General features: G+C 47.1%; 22 protein-coding genes. 21 read left to right on the forward strand and 1 reads right to left on the reverse strand.

Annotated elements, in window-relative coordinates:
• Positions 1–16 precede the first annotated feature (16 nt).
• The 15 genes from pth (at position 17) to VIM88_RS08110 (ending at position 13,175) form a co-directional block, all read left to right on the forward strand.
• Complete coding sequence (gene pth / locus VIM88_RS08040; RefSeq protein WP_331862374.1) at positions 17–586, forward strand: aminoacyl-tRNA hydrolase; 570 nt, start codon at positions 17–19, stop codon at positions 584–586.
• Positions 583–1,665 carry an LptF/LptG family permease gene (locus VIM88_RS08045; RefSeq protein WP_331862375.1) on the forward strand — a complete coding sequence of 361 codons (1,083 nt, stop codon included), beginning with the start codon at positions 583–585 and terminating at the stop codon, positions 1,663–1,665. Before pth ends, VIM88_RS08045 begins: the two co-directional genes overlap by 4 nt.
• Before the next feature lie 96 nt (positions 1,666–1,761).
• The gene (gene lysA / locus VIM88_RS08050) at positions 1,762–2,973 is read left to right on the forward strand and encodes a diaminopimelate decarboxylase (protein ID WP_331862376.1); all 1,212 of its coding nucleotides are present in this window, start codon (positions 1,762–1,764) and stop codon (positions 2,971–2,973) included.
• Between the two features lie 22 nt (positions 2,974–2,995).
• The gene (pheA, locus tag VIM88_RS08055; RefSeq protein ID WP_331862377.1) at positions 2,996–4,054 is read left to right on the forward strand and encodes a chorismate mutase; all 1,059 of its coding nucleotides are present in this window, start codon (positions 2,996–2,998) and stop codon (positions 4,052–4,054) included.
• A gap of 35 nt (positions 4,055–4,089) precedes the next feature.
• Positions 4,090–5,184 carry a histidinol-phosphate transaminase gene (hisC, locus tag VIM88_RS08060; protein WP_331862378.1) on the forward strand — a complete coding sequence of 365 codons (1,095 nt, stop codon included), beginning with the start codon at positions 4,090–4,092 and terminating at the stop codon, positions 5,182–5,184.
• Positions 5,181–5,393 carry a hypothetical protein gene (locus VIM88_RS08065; RefSeq protein ID WP_331862379.1) on the forward strand — a complete coding sequence of 71 codons (213 nt, stop codon included), beginning with the start codon at positions 5,181–5,183 and terminating at the stop codon, positions 5,391–5,393. Before hisC ends, VIM88_RS08065 begins: the two co-directional genes overlap by 4 nt.
• Before the next feature lie 4 nt (positions 5,394–5,397).
• Positions 5,398–7,200 (forward strand): 1-deoxy-D-xylulose-5-phosphate synthase, encoded by a 1,803-nt coding sequence (dxs, locus tag VIM88_RS08070; protein ID WP_331862380.1) that lies wholly within the window; start codon positions 5,398–5,400, stop codon positions 7,198–7,200.
• Between the two features lie 233 nt (positions 7,201–7,433).
• Positions 7,434–8,591, forward strand: a complete 1,158-nt coding sequence (gene metK / locus VIM88_RS08075; RefSeq protein WP_331862381.1) for a methionine adenosyltransferase — start codon at positions 7,434–7,436, stop codon at positions 8,589–8,591.
• Between the two features lie 117 nt (positions 8,592–8,708).
• Positions 8,709–9,071: a 4Fe-4S dicluster domain-containing protein gene (locus VIM88_RS10225; protein ID WP_414717482.1), complete on the forward strand. Its 363-nt coding sequence runs from the start codon at positions 8,709–8,711 to the stop codon at positions 9,069–9,071.
• Positions 9,072–9,230: 159 nt separating this feature from the next.
• Positions 9,231–9,644: a nucleoside-diphosphate kinase gene (ndk, locus tag VIM88_RS08085; RefSeq protein ID WP_331862382.1), complete on the forward strand. Its 414-nt coding sequence runs from the start codon at positions 9,231–9,233 to the stop codon at positions 9,642–9,644.
• A 10-nt stretch (positions 9,645–9,654) separates the two neighbouring features.
• On the forward strand, positions 9,655–10,029 hold the full coding sequence (locus VIM88_RS08090; RefSeq protein WP_331862383.1) for a hypothetical protein: 375 nt from the start codon (positions 9,655–9,657) through the stop codon (positions 10,027–10,029).
• 25 nt (positions 10,030–10,054) lie between these two features.
• Positions 10,055–10,216: a 50S ribosomal protein L32 gene (rpmF, locus tag VIM88_RS08095; protein ID WP_331862384.1), complete on the forward strand. Its 162-nt coding sequence runs from the start codon at positions 10,055–10,057 to the stop codon at positions 10,214–10,216.
• Positions 10,217–10,221: 5 nt separating this feature from the next.
• A complete protein-coding gene (gene plsX, locus VIM88_RS08100) occupies positions 10,222–11,211 on the forward strand; it encodes a phosphate acyltransferase PlsX (protein ID WP_331862385.1) in 990 nt (329 codons plus the stop codon).
• 108 nt (positions 11,212–11,319) lie between these two features.
• Positions 11,320–12,336, forward strand: coding sequence for a beta-ketoacyl-ACP synthase III (locus VIM88_RS08105; protein ID WP_331862386.1), 1,017 nt, complete (start codon positions 11,320–11,322; stop codon positions 12,334–12,336).
• A 26-nt stretch (positions 12,337–12,362) separates the two neighbouring features.
• Entirely contained in the window at positions 12,363–13,175 is an 813-nt protein-coding gene (locus VIM88_RS08110; protein ID WP_331862387.1) for a TIGR00282 family metallophosphoesterase, read from the forward strand.
• Positions 13,176–13,183: 8 nt separating this feature from the next.
• Here the strand turns inward: VIM88_RS08110 and VIM88_RS08115 are convergent, their stop codons facing one another.
• The gene (locus VIM88_RS08115) at positions 13,184–15,082 is read right to left on the reverse strand and encodes a DNA polymerase III subunit gamma/tau (protein WP_331862388.1); all 1,899 of its coding nucleotides are present in this window, start codon (positions 15,080–15,082) and stop codon (positions 13,184–13,186) included.
• Between the two features lie 96 nt (positions 15,083–15,178).
• On the opposite strand from VIM88_RS08115, the gene ypfJ reads away from it, so the two are divergent.
• From ypfJ to VIM88_RS08145, 6 genes are all read left to right on the forward strand, one after another.
• On the forward strand, positions 15,179–16,048 hold the full coding sequence (gene ypfJ / locus VIM88_RS08120) for a KPN_02809 family neutral zinc metallopeptidase (protein ID WP_331862389.1): 870 nt from the start codon (positions 15,179–15,181) through the stop codon (positions 16,046–16,048).
• A 121-nt stretch (positions 16,049–16,169) separates the two neighbouring features.
• Positions 16,170–18,614: a leucine--tRNA ligase gene (leuS, locus tag VIM88_RS08125; RefSeq protein ID WP_331862397.1), complete on the forward strand. Its 2,445-nt coding sequence runs from the start codon at positions 16,170–16,172 to the stop codon at positions 18,612–18,614.
• A gap of 25 nt (positions 18,615–18,639) precedes the next feature.
• Positions 18,640–19,200 carry an LPS assembly lipoprotein LptE gene (gene lptE / locus VIM88_RS08130; protein WP_331862390.1) on the forward strand — a complete coding sequence of 187 codons (561 nt, stop codon included), beginning with the start codon at positions 18,640–18,642 and terminating at the stop codon, positions 19,198–19,200.
• Positions 19,197–20,363 carry a bifunctional folylpolyglutamate synthase/dihydrofolate synthase gene (locus tag VIM88_RS08135; protein WP_331862391.1) on the forward strand — a complete coding sequence of 389 codons (1,167 nt, stop codon included), beginning with the start codon at positions 19,197–19,199 and terminating at the stop codon, positions 20,361–20,363. Before lptE ends, VIM88_RS08135 begins: the two co-directional genes overlap by 4 nt.
• On the forward strand, positions 20,350–23,328 hold the full coding sequence (gene mfd / locus VIM88_RS08140; protein WP_331862392.1) for a transcription-repair coupling factor: 2,979 nt from the start codon (positions 20,350–20,352) through the stop codon (positions 23,326–23,328). Before VIM88_RS08135 ends, mfd begins: the two co-directional genes overlap by 14 nt.
• Before the next feature lie 62 nt (positions 23,329–23,390).
• Positions 23,391–24,338: a MoxR family ATPase gene (locus VIM88_RS08145; RefSeq protein WP_331862393.1), complete on the forward strand. Its 948-nt coding sequence runs from the start codon at positions 23,391–23,393 to the stop codon at positions 24,336–24,338.
• The last annotated feature ends 271 nt before the right edge of the window (positions 24,339–24,609 follow it).

Consider the following 24,609-nt stretch of genomic DNA (forward strand, 5'->3'; position numbering starts at 1 on the left):
TTATGAAAGCACGGTCGTGATACTTTTCGTAGGTCTAGGTAATCCGGGATCACAATACGAAAATACACGGCACAATATCGGCTTCAAGGTCATCGACAAACTGGTCGATGACTTTTCGGCCCGCGACATTTCCAAAACTTCTTTTCAAGGCAAGCTCTATCGTGCTGCCGATACACTTTTTTTAAAACCTACCACATTTATGAACCTTTCGGGAAGATCGGTACAGCCAGTGAAACATTTTTTCAAAGTAGAACTGGAAAACATCATTGTGATACATGACGATATCGACCTGCCTTTTGGCGCGGTGCGTTTTAAAAGAGGTGGCGGCCACGGCGGTCACAACGGGCTCAGGTCTTTGGATGCACACATTACGAAGGAGTATCTTCGTGTAAGGGTCGGGGTGGGCAAACCGGCACATAAAACAGAAGTGGCAGAGTATGTACTGCATGATTTTTCCGAGGATGAAATGTCCGTATTGGACAGGTTGGTCACGCATGTTGCACAAGCCTGTGTGTCGCTGGCAAAAGAGGAGCTGAATGAGGTGAAATCAAGATACAGTCTCAGATCCATAGAAGGTTTGGAATGAGTCTGTTTAAACCTTCACTCTACTTTGTATATTTGGCGAAGCGGTATCTTAAAAATTTGCTCGCCATCCTGTTCGGCCTCTCTTTTGCTTTTGCTGCGATCGATTATTTCCAGCATGTGCAGCAGTTCGATGTAGCTTCAAATTACAAAATACTCTATATCTTTTACATGTGGGAAGTTGCCCTGGGACTGCTGTACCCGCTGGCGATCGTATTTGCATTGATCATGACAAAGATCACACTGATCAAAAACAACACGATGGGGGCCTTTCATGCGTTCGGGTATGATAAAAAAAGACTTTTTACGCCGCTATTGGTGGTAGCGTCCGTCACCTATCTTATTTTTTTGGGATTGAACAGTACAGAGTTCTCCTATGCAAAAGACAAAGCATCCTTTATTGTAGACAATGAAATGGGCCCCAATGCGGTTGATGATCTTTTTTTTAAATATAATGATACCTTTGTCTATATTACCAAACTGCATCCTGTAGAGAAAAAGATCACAGATATCACTATTTTCAAAGTCAAGGGATTCCAGGTCCTTTATACCATCAATGCACCTCTGGCGACCTTTGACGGGGAAAAGTGGACGGCACATGCTGCGACACTCAAAACACATATCTATGAAAATGAAGTATTGAAGCGCTACACGATAGAGCATAAGGAGCGCATAGAAACACTGGAGGGGTATAAACCCAAGATCATAGAATCGCTTTATGCGGGGAAATCTTTAAATATTCTCGATGCGTACCATACCTGGAAGTTGTTACAGAAACAAAATCTCAATTCGGACAAAATAAGGGCCATCCTCTATGATAAGGTCGTGATGCCGCTTTCTTCCATGGCTTTATTGTTGATCCTGTTCTTTAAACTCCCTTTTCATGCACGAATGATGAATATCGGTGCTGTCGTCGCATTGGCCTTGGGGGCAACATTCATGATCTGGGGTGCGCTGTATGGCCTGAGTCAGGTGGGCCTGAATGGGGTTTTGATGCCTGAATTGACAGTGATATTGCCAGTAGTGCTTCTGATCGGTGTTGCTCTCTATGTCTATTTTACCGATGAAAGAAGCCTTGTCTGATGCCGGCCATAGGCTTTACATCTACCTTTTAATCAACTTTTGGATAAAATCACCTTAAAATAGACTCGCATGACAGAGCAGTATAGGATAGTGAAAATGAATATTGATTATAAAGCATTGGCAGATAAGTATGGTACGCCCTTGTATATATATGATTTCGATTATATTGAGAATAGGTATACCACGCTCAAGGATGCTTTTTCAGGTAGAAAATCACTTATCAATTATGCGGTCAAGGCAAATTCGAACCTTTCAGTGATATCCCATTTGGCAAAGCTTGGAGCGGGGGCTGACTGTGTGAGTATCGGTGAGGTCAAACGTGCACTGACGGCAGGTGTAGATAAATATAAGATCATCTTCTCCGGTGTAGGAAAACGTGATGATGAGATACGTGAAGCCCTGGAGCAGGATATCCTCCTTCTCAACCTGGAGAGTGAAGCGGAGATGAAACGTGTGGAGATGGTGGCCAAAGAACTCGGGAAAGAAGCACGCATCTCTATCCGTGTCAATCCCAACATCGATCCGCAGACTCATCCTTACATTTCCACGGGGCTGCATGAAAACAAGTTCGGTGTAGAGATAGATATGGCAAAACGTATGTATATTTATGCCAAGAGATCGGAGTTCTTGAATCCTGTAGGCATCCATTTCCACATCGGTTCACAGCTGACCAACATCGAGCCTATACGCGAGGCATGCGGGATCGTAGCAGACCTGGTCCGTTCGCTCAAAGCCATCAACATTGATATCAAGTTCTTTGATGTGGGCGGCGGTATAGGTGTCGTCTATGATGACGAAGTGACCATCCCTGCCGAGACCTACACGCAGGCGATCTTTGAAGCGACCAAGGGGTTGGATGTGACACTCTTGTGTGAACCGGGCCGATATATGGTTGCCAATGCAGGTGCATTTTTCACGAAGGTGCTGTATGAAAAGGTGAATGGCGGAAAACGTTTTGTCATCGTAGACGGTGCGATGAACGACCTGATACGCCCAAGCCTCTACAATGCCCATCATAAGATTGAGGCGGTCATGGTCGAAGGCGAAAAAACACCGGCCGATGTGGTCGGTCCCGTGTGTGAAAGCGGTGACTTCTTCGGTAAGAATGTACCTTTGCCTCCGCTAGCGCATAATGACCTGATAGTGATACACTCTGCAGGCGCCTACGGTTTTACGATGGCAAGCAACTATAATACGCGTGCAAAGTGTGCGGAAGTGGCATTGCAGGGCGGGAAAGACAGGCTGATACGTCAACGTGAGACCTATGAGGACCAGGTGCGTTTGGAACTTGAGTATTTGGAACAGTAAGTTAAAAAAGGTAGGATAAGATATGACTTTGGATGAGTTAAGGGCAAAAATAGATACGATCGATGATACACTGCTTGAACTCTATAATGAGCGTATGGAGCTGGTGCATCAGGTCGGCGAACTCAAAAATACCACAGGTGCGCCCATCTATCGTCCGGAAAGAGAGCAGGCCATTCTCAACCGTCTCAAAAGTCAGAACAGAGGAAGGCTTACGGACGAGGCGATAGACGCACTTTTCCTGGAAATGTTCGCGGTGGCCAGAAACCTCGAACTCCCTGAAGGCGTCGCCTACCTGGGGCCCGAAGCAAGCTTTACGCATCAGGCAGCCGAGAGCAAGTTCGGTGCCATGAGCGCTTACCTGCCTATGAGCTCTATACAGGGTATTTTCCGTGAGGTCAAAAGAGGCACGGCCAAATTCGGCGTGATCCCTATAGAGAACTCGAGCAACGGTATCGTGAGCGATACGATCAATTGTCTGGATGAATATGACCTTAAGATCATCGCCGAGGTGTGCATAGATGTGCATCTGGCATTTGCCACACTCAATGAGGATATCACCAAGATCACCAAGATCTATTCCAAGGATATCGCTTTTGGGCAGTGCCGCAAATTTTTACAGGACCTAAGACTGGATGAAGTGGAACATATTCCGGTGGAATCTACCGTCAAAGCTGCCAAGCTCGCGCTGAAAGACGAAACGGCAGCGGCCCTCTGTCCGGCAGTGGCAGCCAAGTTGAACAACCTGCCTATACGCTTCAACAATGTGGAAGACGACAGCAACAACAGGACACGCTTCTTCATTGTCTCTGACTTTGAAAATGCACCCTCGGGGAATGACAAGACCTCTCTGCTTGTAAGACTTGCAAATACACCGGGTTCCCTGGTAGACTTTTTGAACGATTTTGAAGCAGCCAAAGTGAATTTGACAAAAATCAAGTCACATATCGTAGAGGGCCAATCACTCTTTTTCATAGAGTTCAACGGGCACAAAGAGGATGCACATATCAAACCTATTTTGGAAAAACATAAAGATGAGATCAAAATACTGGGTTCCTATGTGAAAGAGATAGACGATATTTAAAAGTAAGAAGTAAGCTGAGAGGAAGAAAGATAATTATGAAGTTTAACAAAGTATTAGAGAACATTCAAACCTATGAAGCGGGGAAACCTATAGAGCTTGTCGTACGTGAATTTGGTATCGCGCCCAAAGATGTGGTCAAGTTGGCGTCCAACGAAAATCCAATAGGTACGAACCCTGCCATATCCAAAGTGATCAGATCCAATGCTGATATCGCGCATCTGTACCCTGATGACAGTATGTATGAACTTAAGGCTGCACTGAGCAGTAAGTTTAATGTAAAAGACGACAATATCATTATAGGTGCGGGTTCCGACCAGGTGATAGAGTTTATCACGCGTGCACTTTTGGATGACCAATCATCTGTCTTGATGTCTGCGGTGACCTTTGCCATGTATGAGATCTATGCCAAGCAGATGGGTGCAAAGATCATCCGTACTGCGAGCTATACGCACCAATATGATGAGTTTATGGAAGCATACCGTATGCACAGACCAAAGATCATTTTCCTCTGTACACCGAACAATCCTACCGGGGATGCGACAACCAGAGAAGAGGTCTTGAAGATCATTGATGCAGTGGATTCAGATACACTGGTCGTTGTAGACGGTGCCTATATGGAGTATGCTGCAGCTAAAGATCCACAATATGCAATTACACCCAATGATCTGCTGGATCATGAGAATGTCATCTATCTGGGTACATTTTCAAAAGCGCATGGTTTGGGCGGTATGCGTGTAGGCTATGGTATCGCACAGGCTGAACTTATAAAAGAACTTCATAAAATGAGACCGCCGTTCAATATCTCCACGCTCTCTTTGGCAGTCGCCATAGAGGCATGCAAGGATAATGCCTTTGTGGAAGAGTCCATAGCTTTGCATCAGGAACAGATAAAGCGGTATGAAGCGTTTGCCGATGCACAGGGCTTTAAATACATTGAGAGCTATACGAACTTTATCACCTATCTGTTCGACGAGAGCATGGACTCTACCAAAATTTCGGATGCATTGCTGAAGCGCGGTGTGATCATCCGGAACCTTGCCTCTTATCAAATGAATGCGATACGCATTACGATAGGGACAGCGAAGCAGAATGATGTTTTCTTCAAGCATTTTCTAGAAGTGACAGCTTGAAAAGAATCGAGATAGTCGCATCAAGTGAGATCAAGGTCCAACCCTTTATACTTGATGACTTTATGCAGCAGAAAGATGTACACCGTATGCAAAAAAAAGTTACGAAAAAAGAACTGAAGCAGGTCGCTGAAGAGGCAGGATTTCTCTACAGCGAAGCAGAGATCATTTTTGCAAAAAAACTTTTGAATGCCTATTTGGCAGGGAAATAAAAAGATGAGAGATATACAAGCATATTCCATAGAAGAACTCAATACTTTGGCAGAAGATATCCGACAAAAGATATTGGAAACAGTAAGTAAAAATGGCGGACACCTGAGTTCCACTATGGGTGCAACGGATCTCATCGTAGCGATGCACAAGGTTTTCGATGTAGAGAAAGACCCTTTTATCTTTGATGTAAGCCATCAGGCGTATGCACATAAACTTATAACGGACAGATGGGAGCAGTTCGACACCTTGCGCCAGTTTGGCGGTATCTGCGGCTATACGAAGCCCAAAGAGTCCAAATATGACTATTATGTGGCGGGACACAGTTCTACTTCCATTTCTCTGGCTGTGGGGGCTGCGAAGGCGATTGCACTCAAAGGTGAAAAACGTATTCCGGTCGTATGTATCGGTGACGGGAGCATGAGTGCCGGTATGGTGTACGAGGCACTGAATGAGCTGGGTGACAGAAAGTACCCTGTGGTGATCATACTCAATGACAATGAAATGAGTATCGCCAAGCCCATAGGGGCTATTTCCAAACTCCTCTCCCAAACGATGGCAGGTTCATTCTATCAGAAGTTCAAGGGTAAAGTAGAAAAACTCCTTGAGCATTTGCCCGAAGGCGCAACCTATATGGCAAAAAGATTTGAAGAGTCTTTCAAGCTGATCACACCGGGTATCCTGTTCGAAGAGATGGGTATAGAGTATATCGGTCCTGTGGATGGACATGATATTGAGTCTTTGATCGAGACGATGAAAGTGGCCAAAGCGTTGGGCAAACCGGTAATGATCCATGCACAGACCATTAAAGGGAAAGGCTATGAGATCGCAGAGGGGACCAAAGAACATTGGCATGGGGTAAGTGCTTTTGATCTTAAAACCGGTATGGCTCCTAAGAAAAACGGTGCCAAAGCGGCTACGGCCATTTTTTCCGATATGCTGGTCGAACTGGCAGATGCAGATGAAAAAGTGGTAGGTGTGACCGCAGCGATGCCAAGCGGGACAGGGCTGAGTGCTGCCATTGAAAAATATCCGAAACGTTTTTGGGATGTAGCGATCGCAGAACAGCACGCAGTGACCTCTATGGGACCTCTGGCAAAGGAAGGATTTAAACCTTTCTGCACGATCTACTCTACCTTCCTGCAGCGCGGTTTTGACCAGGTGATCCATGATATAGCACTGATGGACCTGGGTGTGGCGTTCGCTCTGGACAGAGCAGGTATCGTAGGGGAGGACGGAGAGACCCACCAGGGGGCCTTTGATATCTCTTACCTAAGAGGAATACCCAACATGACGCTCCTGGCTCCTTATAATGAAACAACGATGAAGCTCTGTATGCAGTTCGCTAAAGACTTTGACCATCCTTGTGCGTTCAGGTATCCCAGAGGCCCCTTCCTGGCGGAAGACAGAGAGAGCCCGGCGTATGAACTTGGGAAATCTGTACTTTTGAAAGAGGGGGAAGAGATACTCTTCATAGGCTACGGGAATGGCGTAGGCCGCGCAGAACAGACTGCCGCACTGGTCGATCAAAACGTCGGGATCCTGGATCTGCGTTTTGTGAAGCCGCTTGATGCTACAATGCTTACAGAACTCAGCAAGACCTACAAAAAATGGTTTGTTTTCTCTGATTCTGCAGCCCAGGGGGGTGTAGGTTCAGCCATTCTGGAGTTTTTAAGCCAAAACAGGATCAAAGATATCGAAGTCACTACCTTTGAATACAGTGATGCCTTTATCACACACGGAAATACAAAACTGGTAGAAGAGTCGTTGGGTATATTGCCGGAGCAATTGGCAAAAAAGATAGTGTAGGGGTTCAGCCCTGTCTCAACCCATGGAAATCATTCTGATTCCTGGACAGACACAGGGGTCTGTCCCTACAATATGAAATTGGATTTAAAAAAGATATTTCGAATATTTTTTTTAAGTTCAGTGACAGTGAACAAAATTCAAATATTCTCTGAACCGCAAGGTGAAGCTTCAATGAGAGGAATTGAGCATGGGTGCTGCCTATACTCAAGGAGAAAACAAATAAAGGTTAAAAAATGGCTAACGAATACATTTTTACAAGTGAATCGGTAACCGAGGGTCATCCCGATAAAATGGCTGATCAGATCTCAGATGCTATACTTGACTATATCATCGAAAGAGATCCTCAGGCCAGAGTGGCCTGCGAGACGTTACTGAGTAATGGTTTTTGTGTTATTGCAGGAGAGTTAAAGACGACAGCGTATGCACCGATGCAGGAGATCGCGAGGGAAGTCGTAAGAGAGATAGGGTACACCGATGCAAGCTACGGGTTCGACTATAGATCCGCAGGTGTACTGAACGGTATAGGCGAACAAAGCCCGGATATCAACCAGGGTGTCGATAAATCGTGTGGAGAAATAGGTGCGGGAGATCAGGGGCTGATGTTCGGCTATGCCTGTAACGAGACCAAAGAGCTTATGCCTCTGCCTATCCTGCTGGCACACAAGATCACAGCAAAACTTGCTGAGGTACGTAAAAACGGTACTGTCCCGTTCTTGCGCCCTGATGGAAAAGCGCAGGTTTCGGTCAGATATGTGGATGGCAAGCCTGTGGCTATCGATACGATCGTGGTCTCAACGCAGCATCATCCTGAAGTCACACTTGAACAGGTACAAAAAGCGGTACTTGAAGAGGTTATCAAAGCGGTGATACCTGAGGAACTGATGTCTGACGATATCACCTATCACATCAATCCTACGGGGCGTTTTGTCATCGGCGGACCTCAAGGAGATGCCGGACTGACAGGAAGAAAGATCATTGTAGATACCTACGGCGGATCCTGCCCGCATGGCGGAGGCGCTTTTTCCGGTAAGGACCCTACCAAGGTAGACCGTTCGGCAGCCTATGCCGCAAGATATGTAGCGAAGCACCTGGTGGCAGCGGGTGCATGTGACAAAGCAACCTTGCAGATCGCCTATGCCATCGGTGTTGCCAAGCCGGTCTCTATCTATGTAGATACGCACGGTACGGCAAAGGTAGAAGAAGCGAAGATCTCAGCCTGCGTCGCAGAACTGTTCGATCTGACACCCAAAGGTATCATGGAAGAGCTGGATCTGTTGAGACCGATCTACAGAAAAACAGCAGCCTATGGTCATTTCGGCCGGGAAGATGATGATTTTACCTGGGAAAAGACACCTAGAGTTGAGGAGATCAAGCGCTATTTAGGGCTTTGATCGTCTAAAACGTGTAAAAAGGGAACGCCTTTTTTTTACCTATAAATTTTATAGGGATTAAAGTATTTTTTAAAAATCTTTAGCTATAGTTTGAAATCTAAATATAAAGGAATTAGAATGGCAGTAATTATTAATGATACATGTATCAACTGTGCAGCTTGTATTGACGAATGTCCAGTAGAAGCGATCGTAGACGAGGATGATAATCCAACGGGTGAGGAATACCACTATGTGTATCCTGACAAATGTGTTGAGTGTGTAGATCACTTTGATTCTCCGGCATGTGCTGAAGCATGTCCAACGGAAGGTTGTATCACTTGGGATATGCCGTTTACAGAAGATTATAAAGATCACTTTAACGGAGAGAACTATATCGATGGTCAAGCTTACGTTATGGAAAATGCTGATGCAGTTATGCCATCAAGAGCTGATATCTCAATCGAAGATAGACAAGCTAGAAAACCAGTAGTAGAAGACTAATCTATTACTTTATACGAGACTACCTCCTGGTAGTCTCGATAAAACCCTCTTAATTCTCTCAAAACATAAACTTATTTTAATACAATTTTAGGTAGAATTCCGTCCGAATACTATCCACTGAATTTCATTTGGAAGTAAATTATCGCTTAGGAATATAGCATGGAACAAACATTATCGATCATCAAACCTGATGCAGTAGCTAAAAATGTAGTAGGTCAGATCTTGGCTAGATTTGAAGCAGCAGGACTTAGAATTGCAGCAACGAAAAAAACAAGACTTTCACGTGTAGATGCTGAAGCATTTTATGCGATCCACGCAGAAAGACCTTTCTTCAAGGATCTTGTAGATTTCATGATCTCCGGTCCAGTAGTTGTAACCGTACTTGAGGGTGAAAATGCAATGGCCAAGAACAGAGAGCTAATGGGTGCTACCAACCCAAAAGAAGCTGAGCCGGGTACGATCAGAGCTGATTTCGCGGACAGTATCGATGCCAATGCAGTACACGGAAGTGACTCTGTTGAAAATGCTACAAATGAAATCAACTTCTTTTTTGCACAGAGAGAAATTTACTAAGTAAAAAACTGTGAAAATAGTTTTTGATAAGATAGGTTCCACACCTACACCTGTTGAATTTGAATTAGAAGGTGTGAGGCTTGAAGGGACTTTAAAGAAGAGCGGTTATCATCAGGTGATCTTGGATGCGAAGATGAGCGGCAGTATTGAATTGTCATGTGATAGATGCGGGAAGACCTACAGCTATGATATAGACAATGGTCTGCAGCTTAAGCTCAGTGATATCATATCCGAAGATAAAGATGATTTAGATATAATTGAGTTCTTAGATGGCGAAATAGATATGTCGTACATACTACAGAGCGAAATAAATACATTTAAGAGTACTTATAACTATTGTGACACTTGTAACAATAGTGATGAAGATTTTGAAGTAGAATATTAAATAAAATTGTAATAAAGGACAAAAAATGGCAGTACCTAAAAGACGTGTGAGTCACACAAGATCAGCAAAAAGAAGAACACACTACAAATTGACACTCCCAATGCCTGTAAAAGATGCAGACGGAACATGGAGAATGCCTCACCACATGAACATGACCACTGGTGAGTACAAAAAAACTAAAGCGTAATCTTAATGATCAAAATCGCGATTGACGCAATGGGCGGGGACTTTGGTCCTGAGCCTATCATAGAAGGTGTGGTCCAAGCACTGGAAACAGAAAAATTCCTCCCTATTCTAGTAGGTAATTCAGAAGAGATACGCTCTTTCCTTCCCCCCTATTACGCAGACAAAGTTGAAATCGTTGAAGCTTCAGATGTGATCTCTATGAGCGATCAGGCGACGAATGCATTGAAACGTAAAGACTCCTCTATTTTCAAAGCGGTAGAGCTGGTACGGGAAAAAGAAGCATCTGCAGTGGTGTCCGCCGGGCACAGCGGTGCGACCATGACCCTTGCCACTTTGCGTATAGGCCGTTTGCCGCATATCTCCAAGCCGGCACTTGCGACATTGATGCCCAGTGTGATCGCCACGAAAACATTGGTATTGGATGTAGGTGCCGTAACGGACTGTACCCCTCAAAACCTTTATGAGTTCGGTGCCATGGGTGAAGCCTATGCGCAGACGATCCTGGGGATACCTTCTCCCAGAGTAGGGCTTTTATCCAATGGTTCGGAAGACTCGAAAGGGAATGCCTTAACAAAAGAGGCATTTAAGCTGCTCAAAGGACTTAAGGGGTTTGTGGGCAATGTGGAAGGCCGTGACATATTTAACGGGAGTGTGAACGTGGTCGTATGTGACGGGTTTACCGGTAACATTTTACTTAAGACCAGTGAGGGGGTTGTCTCCACGATCTTCACACTGATGAGACAGCACATTCGCAAATCGCTTCCGGCAAAGATCGGTGCATTGATGATGAAAAGAAAAGTATTCGGCAATATGAAAAAGCAGGTGGACTATGCAGAGTACGGAGGCGCACCGCTCTTGGGTGTCAACGGATGTGCGATCATCTCTCATGGAAGTTCCAATGCCAAAGCCATCAAAAATGCTATATTTCAGGCGATACGCTATACCAAGTCGGATGTAAATAAAACCATCGAAACACTTCTCTCTGATAACAAATAGGTCTAAGGTATCTCGGTACCTTAGACCACTCTGCAAGCACTCTTACTCCTTAAAACTTATAAATTTATGGTAAAATAGCAGACTTTATTTTATTCGTTAAGGACAACTATGTCACCAGTAAAACCCATATACGCGGCATTCAGGTCTATAGGGGCATACGTGCCTGAAAAGATCCTATCCAATGCAGATCTTGAAAAGATGGTAGATACCACAGATGAATGGATCGTCAAGCGTACGGGTATAAAAGAGCGTCATATAGCTGCAGAAGATGAGTATACAAGTGATATGGCTGCCAAAGCATGCGAAGTGGCAATAGCACGTTCGGGTATAGCAAAAGATGAGATAGATCTGGTCATTTGTGCAACCGTCACGCCTGATTATTTCAACATGCCTTCCACTGCCTGTCTTATTTCGGACAAGATCGGTATCAGGGATGTGCAGGCGTTCGATATCTCTGCCGCATGCAGCGGATTTGTCTATCTCCTCACGATCGCCAAAGCGTTCATTGAATCGGGCATGAAGAAAAATGTACTGGTGGTGGGAGCAGAGAAGTTCTCTTCCGTGGTGGATTATACAGACAGAAGTACCTGTATCTTGTTCGGAGACGGTGCAGGTGCCGCGGTGATCTCTGCCACGTCGAATAAGGACGAAGCATTCATCGATATCCATGCGAGCGCAGACGGGTCCTATGCGGACTTTTTGGTGACACCGGCACCCGGAGCGATCCATCCTGCGAGCCAGGAAGTGATCGATCAGGGGCTTAATTTCGTGCAAATGAAGGGAAATGAAACCTTTAAACTGGCAGTCAAGACTTTGACAAAAGATGTCAAAGAGATACTTGCCAAAAATAAGATCGATGCGAATGATATTCCGCATTTTGTCCCGCACCAGGCGAATTACCGTATTATCAAGGCAGTAGGGGATGCGCTGAAGATGAGAGACGAACAGGTGGTACTTACCGTCGGTAAATACGGAAATACTTCCGCGGCCTCCATACCTATGGCACTGAATGATATTTGGGAGTCTGGCAGACTGAAAACAGGCGATCTGATGCTGCTTGACACCTTCGGCGGGGGATTGACCTGGGCAAGTGCCTTATTGCCGTTCGCCGGAAAATCACGCTAAGTGTATTTTCCCAAGGAGCTTAAAATATGAAGATCGGGTTTATTGGCGATATCGTAGGTAAACCCGGACGCCTGATGATCAAACGTCATCTGAAGCGTCTGAAACAAGAGCATTTTGTGGACTTCATGATAGCCAATTATGAAAATGCCAGCCACGGTTTTGGTCTGACAGAGAAGAACTGCACTGAACTGCTGGGCTACGGTATCGATATGATGACCGGAGGGAACCATAGTTTCGACAAAAAAGAGATACTCACACTCTTTGACACCTATCCGCTGATCCGCCCGATGAACTACCCGAAGGAAACACCCGGGAAGGGTATCTACAGAACGACCATATCAGGGCATGAAACTGCCATTCTGAATCTTATGGGACACTATACCATGCCCATGGCAGACAACCCGTTCACCATGATCATGGAGGTCGTCAAAGAGCTGAAGACACAGGGGATCAAACATATCATCCTTGATATGCATGCAGAAGCCAGTTCAGAAAAACAGGCGCTCCTGCATATGCTCAAAGAGGAGGTATCCGCGATCATCGGTACCCATACCCATGTGGCCACAGATGACCTGCAGGTAAGGGACGGGTGCTGTTATGTGACAGATGTGGGACTGACAGGCTGCTACGACGGCGTGATAGGGATGGACAGTGCGGTACCGATCAAACGGGTGCTTACCGGGATCGGGGGACATTTTGATGTGCCTGATGCATGCAAGGCGCTTTTGCAAATGGTGGTGTTTGAACTCGATGATGACGGGCGCTGTGTAGGGGCTGAAAAGATCAAGATCTATGAGGACAAACCGAAGATAGTCACAAAGGCATGGATGGAGGACTAAGCGCCTGCCTAGCTGTTACGTTTGATCCTGACCTTCTTTGGATCGAACAGGGCAATGGCCTCTTTGATCATAGGCTCTTGTAGCAGAGTGGAAGGGTCTTTCTCTTTTGCTGCTTCTGTTTCTCCCGCTTCGGGGGCGATACAGGAACTTTTCATTTCAATATCTTCTATCATGGAAGCTGAATCCGCATCCTGATGTGCAGGTGCTTCCTGTGCCGGAGGTGCTGCTTCTTCTACGTTTGGTGTGTCAACTTTTTTTTTAGGCCTATTGATGATCTTGGTGTCAAATCCAAACATATCTTTGACGAACATATTGATAAGCCCCCAATGTGTGACGAGCATTTTTTTATCTTCACCTTCCGCCGTAGAACCCCATGTGAGCTGGTTGTCGGCAAAACTTTCAAAGGTGATATTGCGCTCGAAGCAGGCACCTACGTCATAATTCCTGTCATAAATTTTACGGACAAGTGCATCAAAGGCTTTCTGCTGAGGGTTTGCAGCGGGTGCAGAGGGCTGTGTTGCTGCAGGTTCGCTCATGGATGCTTCCACATCCTGTGTAGGGATAGACCCCTGCATCTCTCCGGGCTCAACAGCGGGTTTGGCCCCTGCATCATTTTCCTCTTCTGTGACGGGTGTTTCTGTGATCTCAGAGGAAGCTACCGGCGCTTCAGGCATGACAGCTGCTTCTGCTTTGCTTATCGTTTCCTGCGTGTTTTGTATGTCTGAGGCCATTTTTTGTTTCTGTACGGGAAGCGAGGAGACTATTTCATCTTCTGTAATGACCGTCACCCCTTCAGATACCGCGCTCTTTTCAGAGGTTACCATGATCTCCGAGATCTCAACCCCTTTGAGCTCTTGCTCCAGGCCACGTATCATCGTGTCTATATCTTTGATCTCCAGAGCCTCCATCATTTTAAAGAGAGACAGAGAGAGCACGAATTCGCCGTCACTTCCCAGGGAGAGCAAGGACTTTGATTCTGCGATGATCCTGAAGAAACGCTCTATGATCATAGGGTTCAAACGGCTTTTTTCATTTAAAAGCAGCTCTTTGAGATAGAGGGTAAACTCATCAAGGATCATCTCCGTTTCGTAGTCTGCAGCCGTTTTGATAAAGGCCAGGATCTTTGCGGTGTCCTTCTGCATGATGTCGGAGAGCAGTTGCTCCAGGTGACTCGGCTCGATAATACCCAGCATTCCCGTAACCGTATTGACATCTACATAGTTCTTGGAGTAGACAATGGCCTGATCCAGCAATGTCAGAGAATCCCTCAGGCTTCCTGCTCCCGAACGCGCGATGATGTCAAGCGCGTCTCTCTCGTACTCGATGTTCTCGAGGTCCAGGATGTGTTCCAAATGTTTGAGCACGAGCGGTTGGGGGATCTTTTTAAACCGGAAATGTTGGGTACGCGAAAGTATGGTGGCCGGCAGTTTTAACGGATCGGTAGTGGCCAGTATGAACTTGACAAAGTCCGGCGGCTCCTCAAGGGTTTTCAATAAGGCATTAAAGGCCTGAGGGGTAAGCATATGTACCTCATCGATGATGAAGATCTTGTAGCGTGCAGAGCTGGGTTTGTATTTGGTGTGTTCGATGAGGTCTTTGATATCATCTATCCCGCGGTTGCTTGCGGCATCCATCTCGATGATATCCATATGGCTGTTCTCGATCGCCATGACACAGTGTGTACATGTGCCGCAGGGATGAGACGTGGAGCCTTTTTCACAGAGCAGTGCTTTCGCAAAAATACGTGCCGTAGAGGTTTTTCCGCTTCCTCTGAGCCCCGAAAAAAGGTAGGCGTGGGAGAGTCTGTTCCCTTCAAGCGCAAGAGAGAGCGTCTGTGACACTGCTTCTTGTCCGATGAGGTCATCAAAGGTGGCAGGCCGGTATTTTCTTGCTAAAGCTAAAGACAAAGAAACTCCTTGGTTTTATTGCTATTATTGTAGTTAAATTTTACTTGTGATTGGTATAATTGAAAGTATAAAACAGAATTTAAAAAGGCAATGCCCATGAAATGGAAAGGCGGCAGAAAGAGTTCCAATGTGGATGACAGAAGGGCTGCTTCCGGCGGCGGACGCGGTATGCCCTCCAGGGGGACCCTTATGCTGCTCTGGCCCATCATCAGACCCCTGCTCAGAACGAAACTGGGATGGGCCATCATTGGCCTGGGTGTGGTGGCATATATGAGCGGATTCAATCCGCTTTCCATGCTAGGCATGAACGGTACCCCCGCAGCTCCGATCGACCAGGCAGAGGATGATAGAAATGCGGCATTTATCTCAACGGTGCTGGCAAGTACGGAAGATGTGTGGAAAAAAGAGTTGCCTGGCTACAGGGAACCCGTGATGGTCCTCTACCGCGGAGGGACACAGAGCGGATGCGGATTTGCCAACTCGGCGGTCGGCCCGTTTTACTGCCCCGCAGACCAGAAGGTCTACCTGGACCTCAGTTTCTTTGATGAGTTGTCAAAAACGCATGATGCCCCCGGTGATTTCGCACAGGCGTACGTGCTGGCGCATGAGATAGGACATCATATCCAGAACCTGCAGGGCACACTGGCAAAAGTACAGCAAGCCAAACAGCAATGGGGCAACACCCAGAAGGCCAACGCATTGCAGGTCAGGGTGGAACTCCAGGCTGACTGCTATGCTGGTGTATGGGCACACCATGCACACAAGCGTTTTAATATTCTGGAAGAGGGAGATGTGGAGGAAGCGCTAAGGGCAGCCAGTGCGATCGGTGATGATACATTGCAGAGAAGATCCACAGGGACGGTCAGGCCGGATGCTTTTACGCACGGAAGCGCAGAGCAGCGTGTAGAATGGTTCAGAAGAGGATTAAGGTCCGGAGATATCCGCCAGTGCAATACCTTTCAATAGAGGCTTCGGTATTCCCCTGTCACGTACGGGAGAAAGGGGTGAGGATGTCTCAATTCATCTCTAACCCCATATTGGATATAATCCCCTCAAATAAATAATCACAACAATGAAGCGAGAAACAATGAGTTACAATCCAAGTGAGATTGAAGCCAAATGGCAGAGAAAATGGGACGAAGAGCAGGCTTTTGAGCCGGATGATGCTTTAACCAGAAAGAAAAAATACATCTTGAGCATGTTTCCTTTTCCTTCCGGACGTTTACATATGGGGCATGTGCGCAACTACGCTATCGGGGATGCCTTTGCACGTTACTACAGAAAACAGGACTTCAACGTACTGCACCCTATCGGCTGGGATGCGTTCGGTATGCCTGCGGAGAATGCTGCCATCAAACACGGACGCCATCCCAAAGAGTGGACCTATGCGAACATTGACTATATGAGAAAAGAGCTCAACGCTCTGGGGCTCTCTTTTTCCAAGACACGCGAATTTGCCACCTGCGATACGCTCTATACGAAGTGGGAACAGGAATTTATCATCAAGATGTTCGAAGAGAAACTGCTTTACCGTGAGTCTACAACGGTGAACTGGTGCGAATCGTGTCATACGGTGCTGGCCAATGAACAGGTTGAAGAGGGGTGCTGCTGGCGTTGTGACAATGAAGTACAGCTCAAAGAGATGCCTGGATACTACCTGGATATCATCAAGTATGCGGATGACCTGCTTAACGATCTCAAACAATTGGAAGGGAAATGGCCTTCACAGGTACTGACAATGCAGAGCAACTGGATCGGTAAATCCCAGGGACTGGAGTTCGAGTTCGAACTGAGCGAGGCCAGCAAAGCAAAGCTGGGTGGAACATTTGAGAGATACACTGTCTTTACCACACGCCCCGATACGATCTACGGCGTCACATACTCAGCACTGGCGGCAGAACATCCTATCACCAAGTATCTTGTCGAACATGGCTTGCTGGATGAGGATATTGCCCAGAAGATCACGCACATCGCCAACATGACAGAGCGCGAAAGGGCACAGGCGGACAAAGAGGGGTATCCTCTCGGCATCTCTGTGGTCCATCCGCTTACGGGGGAAGAGATACCGGTGTGGACGGCGAACTTCGTACTGGCCTCTTATGGGGGCGGTGCGGTCATGGCTGTACCGGCACATGATGAGAGAGACTTTGAGTTTGCCAGCAAATATGACCTTCCGGTGAAAAGGGTCATTAGCGGAGGGGAAGCACTTCCCTACACGCTTGAAGGGGAACTGCTGGATTCTGCAGCGTTTACAGGACTGGGCAATTACGAAGCCAAGGCCAAGATCATTGCGATGTTCGAAGAGGCTGGATTCGGGAGAGGTACGACCAACTTCAAACTGAGAAACTGGGGTGTGAGCCGTCAGCGTTATTGGGGAGCACCTATACCGTTCGTGCATTGTACGCACTGTGGGCTCGTACCTGAAAAGATAGAAAACCTTCCTATCGCATTGCCTGAAGATGTAGAGATCACAGGCGAGGGAAATCCTCTGGAGAACCATCCTACATGGAAGCACTGTGAGTGTCCAAAGTGTGGCCAGGCGGCTCTGCGCGAGACAGATACCCTCGATACCTTTGTGCAGTCAAGCTGGTATCAGTTCCGTTATGCGACCCATCCGAAAAAATGGAATGAAGTGGGTATAGACAGGGAAGAAGCGAATTACTGGTTGGGTGTCGACCAGTATATCGGCGGGATCGAGCATGCCATCCTGCACCTGCTCTATGCACGTTTCTTTACGAAAGTACTGCGTGACCTTGGTTACCATGATATCAATGAGCCGTTCGAGAGGCTTTTGACACAGGGGATGGTACTGATGGACGGAGCGAAAATGAGCAAATCCAAGGGAAATACGGTAGATCCGGATGCCCTGGTGGAAAAGTATGGTGCGGATACGGCCAGACTCTTTACCCTTTTTGCCGCACCGCCGGCCAAAGAGCTCGAGTGGAACGACTCGGCGGTCGAGGGTGCGTTCAGGTTCATCAAAAAACTCTATGAGAGAAAAGAAAAGGTCACACAAGATACCTTGCCTGATATCGATCAGGGAAGCTTGAGCAAAGCGTCCAAACTGGCACGTGTTAAAGTCTATGAAGCGCTGCAGAAATCGACGGATGTCTATGAGAAGACCTTTGCCTTCAACACCCTTATAGCAGCCTGCATGGAAGCCCTGAATGCACTAGACAAACAGGAGGATGGCGCTGTATGGACCGAGGGTATGTACATTATGCTGAACCTGCTTGAACCCATCATTCCCCATGTGACAACGGAGCTCAGTGAAGCGCTGTTCGACCGTAAAAACCTGCAAGATGCGCTTGAAGTGAAAGAAGAGGTCTTTGTACAGGAGAGCGTGCTGTATGTGGTGATGATAGGCGGTAAAAAGCGTACGGAGATAGAGGTCGGTCCTTCTGCCACAGAAGAGGAGATCCTGGCTGCCGCCAAAGAAGCCGGAGCAAAATGGCTTGAAGGTATGTGTATCGTCAAAGAGATCGTGGTACCGAATAAATTGGTCAACTTGGCCGTCAAACCAGCCTCTTAATGATAAAATAAATGAGGAATGAGAAATGATGACACCGTATTATGAAGGTTTTTTAAAGAGAAATAGACAAACATCGCTCATTGCTCATTACGCATTACTCATTGTAGCAGTGGTACTGCTCACGGCCTGCGGATACAAACCCTCTTCCCATGCGATCAGGAATGTCTTTGCAGATACCGTCTATGTGGAAGTACTGGTGGACAGAGCAGAACCGGAGAATGCTCCTTTTATCAAAGATGAAGTAAATCGCATGGTCTATACACGTTTTAAAGGGCGTGTGGTCAAAAAAGAAGAGGCGCAGAGCCAGATACGGATCTCTTATGCGGGGAGTACGTTCATCCCGCTTTCGTATGAAAATGGTTATGTGACACGCTACCGTGCAAATATCAGAGTGCATTTTGACATGGTGACCAAAGAGGGCAAGGTCAAAAAAACTATTTCTACGATTGTTGAAACGGATATTCAGGAGAGTTCCGTGAACACTTCTGCACTCAGGATAGAAGCGATCCGACTAGGTATGGCAAAAGCCCTGGATGAATTTTTGGCCTATGTGAGTGCCAAAGGGATGTTAAAAGAGGATGGATGATACCTGATTTCACTACCTTTCTTGCAGAAAAACCTCTTTATTACAAAGAGATAGACCATCAGCGTGTGCATCGTGCGTATGGGGTGTTGAAGCCGCATATCACACAGCCAAGAACGGTACATATCGTGGGGACGAACGGTAAAGGTTCCACCGGGCGTATCATCGCACATCTGGCACACAGAAGCGGTCTTTCGGTCGGACATTTTTCCTCACCCCATATCTTAAAGTTCAATGAACGTATCTGGCTCAACGGCAGTGACAGTTCGGATGCAGAACTTGAGAAGGCGCATCAGAAACTTTTTGCGATCCTGGGCAGAGAGATGAGTGAGAGCTTGAGCTACTTTGAGTATACAACACTCCTGGCTTTTATGGTCTTCGAACCGTGCGACCTGATGGTCCTGGAAGCAGGACTGGGCGGGGAATTCGATGCGACCAATGTCTGTGACAAGGCACTTTCGGTCATCACGCCTATAGGCATAGACCATCAGGCGTTTCTGGGTGAGAGCATTGAGGAGATCGCTGGCACAAAGATACGCAGTATACAAAAGCAGGTGCTGCTGGCCCCGCAGGTCTATGATGAGGTGCTGGATGTGGCCCAGAAGATCGCAGAGGAGAAGGGTGCCAAACTCTATCTGCATCGATCTCCGACCCAAAACGTGAAGGTGTTGAAGGCGATTGCAAAAGAGAGATCCTGGGGAGCGTATCTGATAGAGAATGCTTCTGTGGCCTTGCAGGCTTTGGATATTCTGGATATTGCTTACGACATCGATGATCTGCGTACCCTCGAACTTTTTGGACGTTTCTATCCGATCACAGAAAATATCCGTATCGATGTAGGACACAATCCTTTGGCCGCAGAGGCCATAGCCAAGGCCTTGGATGAAAAGGTGGTGCTGATCTATAACAGTCTTGATGACAAGGATTATGAAGCGGTGTTAAAGATACTCAAGCCCAAAGTAAAACGTGTAGAGATCATCCCTATCCATTCACAAAGGGCTACGACTCTAGGCGAGATAGAAAAAGCACTGGAAAAAGTAGGCATAGCATATGGCTATTTTGAGAGCAAGATAGACAAAGATGAGCAGTACCTGGTATTTGGTTCATTTTATGTCGTAGAAGCATTTTTAAATCAGATGAAAAAGAAGATCCATGTACCAAAGTAATATATATGAATACCTCGAAACGCTAAAAGAAGAAAAACTGCTGATCTGCAAGGATGACAAAGAGGCGGTACAGATACGGGATGTGGCAGTGCTGCTCGGGTTCGATGCTTTCGTGTTGCCTGACCTTCGCGTGAGCGTGGGTGAAGACCTGCGTGCCTATAGTGAAGATGTACAATTGCTATTTTTCCAATTGGCCTCTTTTTATACCAGCGGCAAGAAAAAGATACTCATTTCGCCTTTGAGAACGCTGCTGATCCCCTTCCCAAAACCTGAACTTTTTGCGTCACGCTCCATAGAGTTCGGTGATACCCTGGATCTGCAGGAACTGAAAGATACCCTGTATCAGTGGGGATATCATTTCACCGATGTGGCGGTAAGCCATGGAGAGGTCTCTTTCCGCGGAGACATTATAGATATTTTCCCCATAGGTGCGGATAAGCCTTGCCGTATCTCTTTGTTTGATGAGGAAGTGGAGACGATCCAGCATTATGACGAGGGGACACAGAAACGCAGCAGTGACGAGTTGGAGTCTTTGACCTTCACACCTGCATTTTTAGCTTTGGACCATACCCAGCATGAGGCACTCAGGAACAGAGTGGAACGGAGTCCTTACGACACCTTTGTCAAAGACATAGATTCGCTTGGCTTGTGGCACCTGGATGAATTGGCGGAAAGTGCTTTGGATGTCTTTGAAGCAGTAGCGGCTTCCGCTTTGGATGAGGAACTGAAAGAGATCTATGAGCTGGATGAGCCGCTTGTTCCGAGGAAATCATTTCTGCTGCCGTCCATCCCGGAAGGGAAGAAATACCGTGATCTTGAAGCAGTGGACCCCAACAAGCTTTTAGAGGCACATCAAGATAAAAAGATCACGATCCTTGCCAAAAATGAGAGCATCGTACGTGGTTCCGAACTGAGTTCTTTCGAGAATGTCACGTTCGTCTACCAGGAAGGTATCGTCAACCTTTTAGGTGCAGACAGACTGATCCTTTCGCTCAATAAACCGGTGAAACGCAAAAAGGTAAAAAAAGCCACACTGGTACTGGATGAGCTGAAACCGGGTGACTATGTGGTACATGAGAATTACGGAGTGGGTATTTTTAAAGGCATAGAGAAGCGGGATGTACTGGGAGCCACCAGCGAATTCGTTGTGATGCATTACCAGAATGAGGACGCACTGCTGATTCCTGTTTCCAGCCTTGAAGTGATCGACCGTTATGTAGCCGAAGGCGGCGCCTTGCCGGTACTTGACAAGCTGGGTAAAGCCAGCTTTAAAAAGCTCAAAGCCAAGGTCAAAGAGAAACTCTTTGCCATCGCATCACAGATCATCAACCTTTCGGCACAGCGCCATTTGAAAAAAGGTATCAAACTCAAACGGAACATGGAAGAACATGCCATCTTTATGGCAGAGGCCGGGTTTGTGCATACAGAGGACCAGGAGCGTGCCATCAACGAGATGCTTGATGATATGAGCTCCGGCAGGATGATGGACAGACTCCTCTCTGCAGATGTGGGATTCGGTAAAACGGAAGTCGCGATGAACGGCATGTTCGTGGCGGTCAAAAACGGCTACCAGGCGATGATGATAGCTCCTACGACGCTGCTCAGTTCACAGCACTACAAGAGCCTCAAAGAGCGTTTTCACGGGCATGACATCAGAGTAGCCAAACTCGACAGGTTTTCTACGGCCAAAGAGAAAAATACCACGCTGAAAGGGCTGGAAGAGGGGACCATCGATGTGGTGGTAGGGACACATGCCCTGCTGAAAGCCAGGTTTAAGAACCTGGCGCTTGTCATCATCGACGAGGAGCACAAGTTCGGTGTCAAACAGAAAGAGGCGCTCAAGGAGATCTCCATCGATGTGCATCTGCTGTCCATGTCCGCCACACCGATCCCAAGATCCTTGAACCTGGCACTCTCCGAAGTGAAGTCCTTTTCCGAGATCCTCACACCGCCTACGGAACGACAAGGTGTCCGTACGTTTGTCAAGAGCTATGACGATAAGGTCATCAAGGAGGCCATACTCCGTGAGATGCGGCGAGGCGGCCAGATATTTTATGTCTTCAATTCCATCGCAGGGATAGAAGAGAAAAAGAAAGAACTCCTGGAGATACTTCCCAAACTGCGTATCGCGGTGCTGCACTCCAAGATCTCTGCCAAAGAGACAGAGGATGAGATGATGCTCTTTGGTGATGGCGAGTATGATGTGCTGCTCTCTACCTCCATCGTGGAGTCCGGGATACACATGCCGCATGCGAACACGATGATCGTAGACGGGGCGGACAATTTCGGTATCGCAGACCTGCATCAGCTTCGCGGGCGTGTAGGGCGCGGGGCCAAAGAGGGGTACTGCTACTTCATGGTCACGGACAAAGAGCGTTTGACGGACAATGCAAAACGCCGTCTGCTCGCACTGGAATCACATTCGGACCTGGGAAGCGGCGCCGTACTGGCATTCCATGACCTTGAGATACGCGGCGGAGGGAATATCATCGGGGAAGCGCAGTCCGGGCATATCAAACAGATAGGGTATTCGCTCTATCTGCGCATGCTGGAAGATGCGATCAAAGAGCTCTCCGGGCAAGATAAAGAAGTGGCACAGAACATCGACATGAAGCTCTCCATCAGCGCCTATCTGAACGAAGAACTGATAGAAGAGGACAGGCTGCGTCTGGAGCTGTACCGTCGTCTTTCGCTCTGTGAAACCACGGGGGAGGTCTACGAGATAGAAACAGAGATAGCAGACCGTTTCGGGAAGCTCGATGTGATCACCAGACAGTTCATCGATGTGATCGTCATGAAAGTATTGGCAAGACAGCAGGGCATCTCCAAAGTCTCTTCCTACGGTGAAAATGTCTTTATAGAGTTCATAGATGAGAACAAAGAGAGAGTGGTACTCAAATCACGGAGCAAAGACGATGATGACATCATCGCCACAGCCATGGGGTATTTGAAGCAGGGGTCATAATATTAACCTTCAATTAACCTCACAAAAGTATACTTTTTTAGATAAAAATGCAGGAGAGTAATTTGAGTCAAATCGTAGAAAACATCAAAACAGAGATTTCTAAAGTGCTTGTAGGACAGGACAAGATGATCGAAGGACTTTTGGCAGGATTACTTTGCCGCGGACATATACTGCTGGAGGGTGTTCCCGGACTTGCCAAGACCACTGCTGTCAATGCCCTGGCCAAAACACTCGGCCTGGATTTTAAAAGGGTACAGTTCACCCCTGATCTTCTTCCCTCTGACATTATCGGTACAGAGATCTATGATCCCTCCAACAATACCTTCAAGATCAAACAGGGCCCTATCTTTACGAACCTTTTGCTTGCAGACGAGATCAACCGTGCGCCTGCAAAGGTACAGTCCGCACTGCTTGAAGTGATGCAGGAGAGACAGGTGACCATCGGAGATGAGACCTTCAAGATAGCGCTTCCTTTTTTGGTCATGGCGACGCAGAACCCCGTGGAACAGGAGGGTGCCTATGAGCTTCCTGAAGCACAGCTTGACAGGTTCATGATGAAAGTGGTGGTCGGCTATAACACGAAAGAAGAGGAGTTGGAGATCGCAAGACGTGCTGCGAACAACAGTTTCGGAGAGATCCAGCAGGTAGCAAGTATCGAGGATCTCAATAAGATCAGGGAAGAGGTACTTCAGGTGCATATGGATGAAGAGGTGGAAGCCTATATCATCGAACTGATCGCCGCGACACGTGATCCCAAAGCGTATGGGCTTGAGGAGCTTGAAGCCTACATAGAGTTCGGAGCGAGTCCCCGTGCAAGTATCGACATGTACAAGGCCGCACGTGCGATCGCTTACCTGAAGGGGCAGGATTATGTGTCGCCGCTCGAGATAGCCTATATCGCCAAAGAGATCCTCCGTCACCGCATCATACTCTCCTATGAGGCGCAGGCAGAGGAGATCACACAGGATGAGATCATCGAAAAGATCCTGGCAGCAGTGCCGATCCCTTAATACATAAATGTCGGCCCGAACGCCCTTGAAAGCGAAGCGGTTGGAGAGGGTCGACGACTTTTGCCTACTTTTCTAGAAAAGTAGATAAAACATTCAGAATGAAGATACACTTTAAAGACAAAAAGAAGAGAGGGTAGATTTGAACAAAGCAGTGAAGAAGATCATCCTTAAAACCAAAAAACAGGTCTACGGCGACATGCTGGGAAACAACGCCTCCATCTTTCAGGGTGAAGGCTTTGAATTTTCAGAACTGCGCGAGTATGTCTATGGC

The organism is Sulfurovum sp. (assembly GCF_036568385.1).
Lineage (GTDB): Bacteria > Campylobacterota > Campylobacteria > Campylobacterales > Sulfurovaceae > Sulfurovum.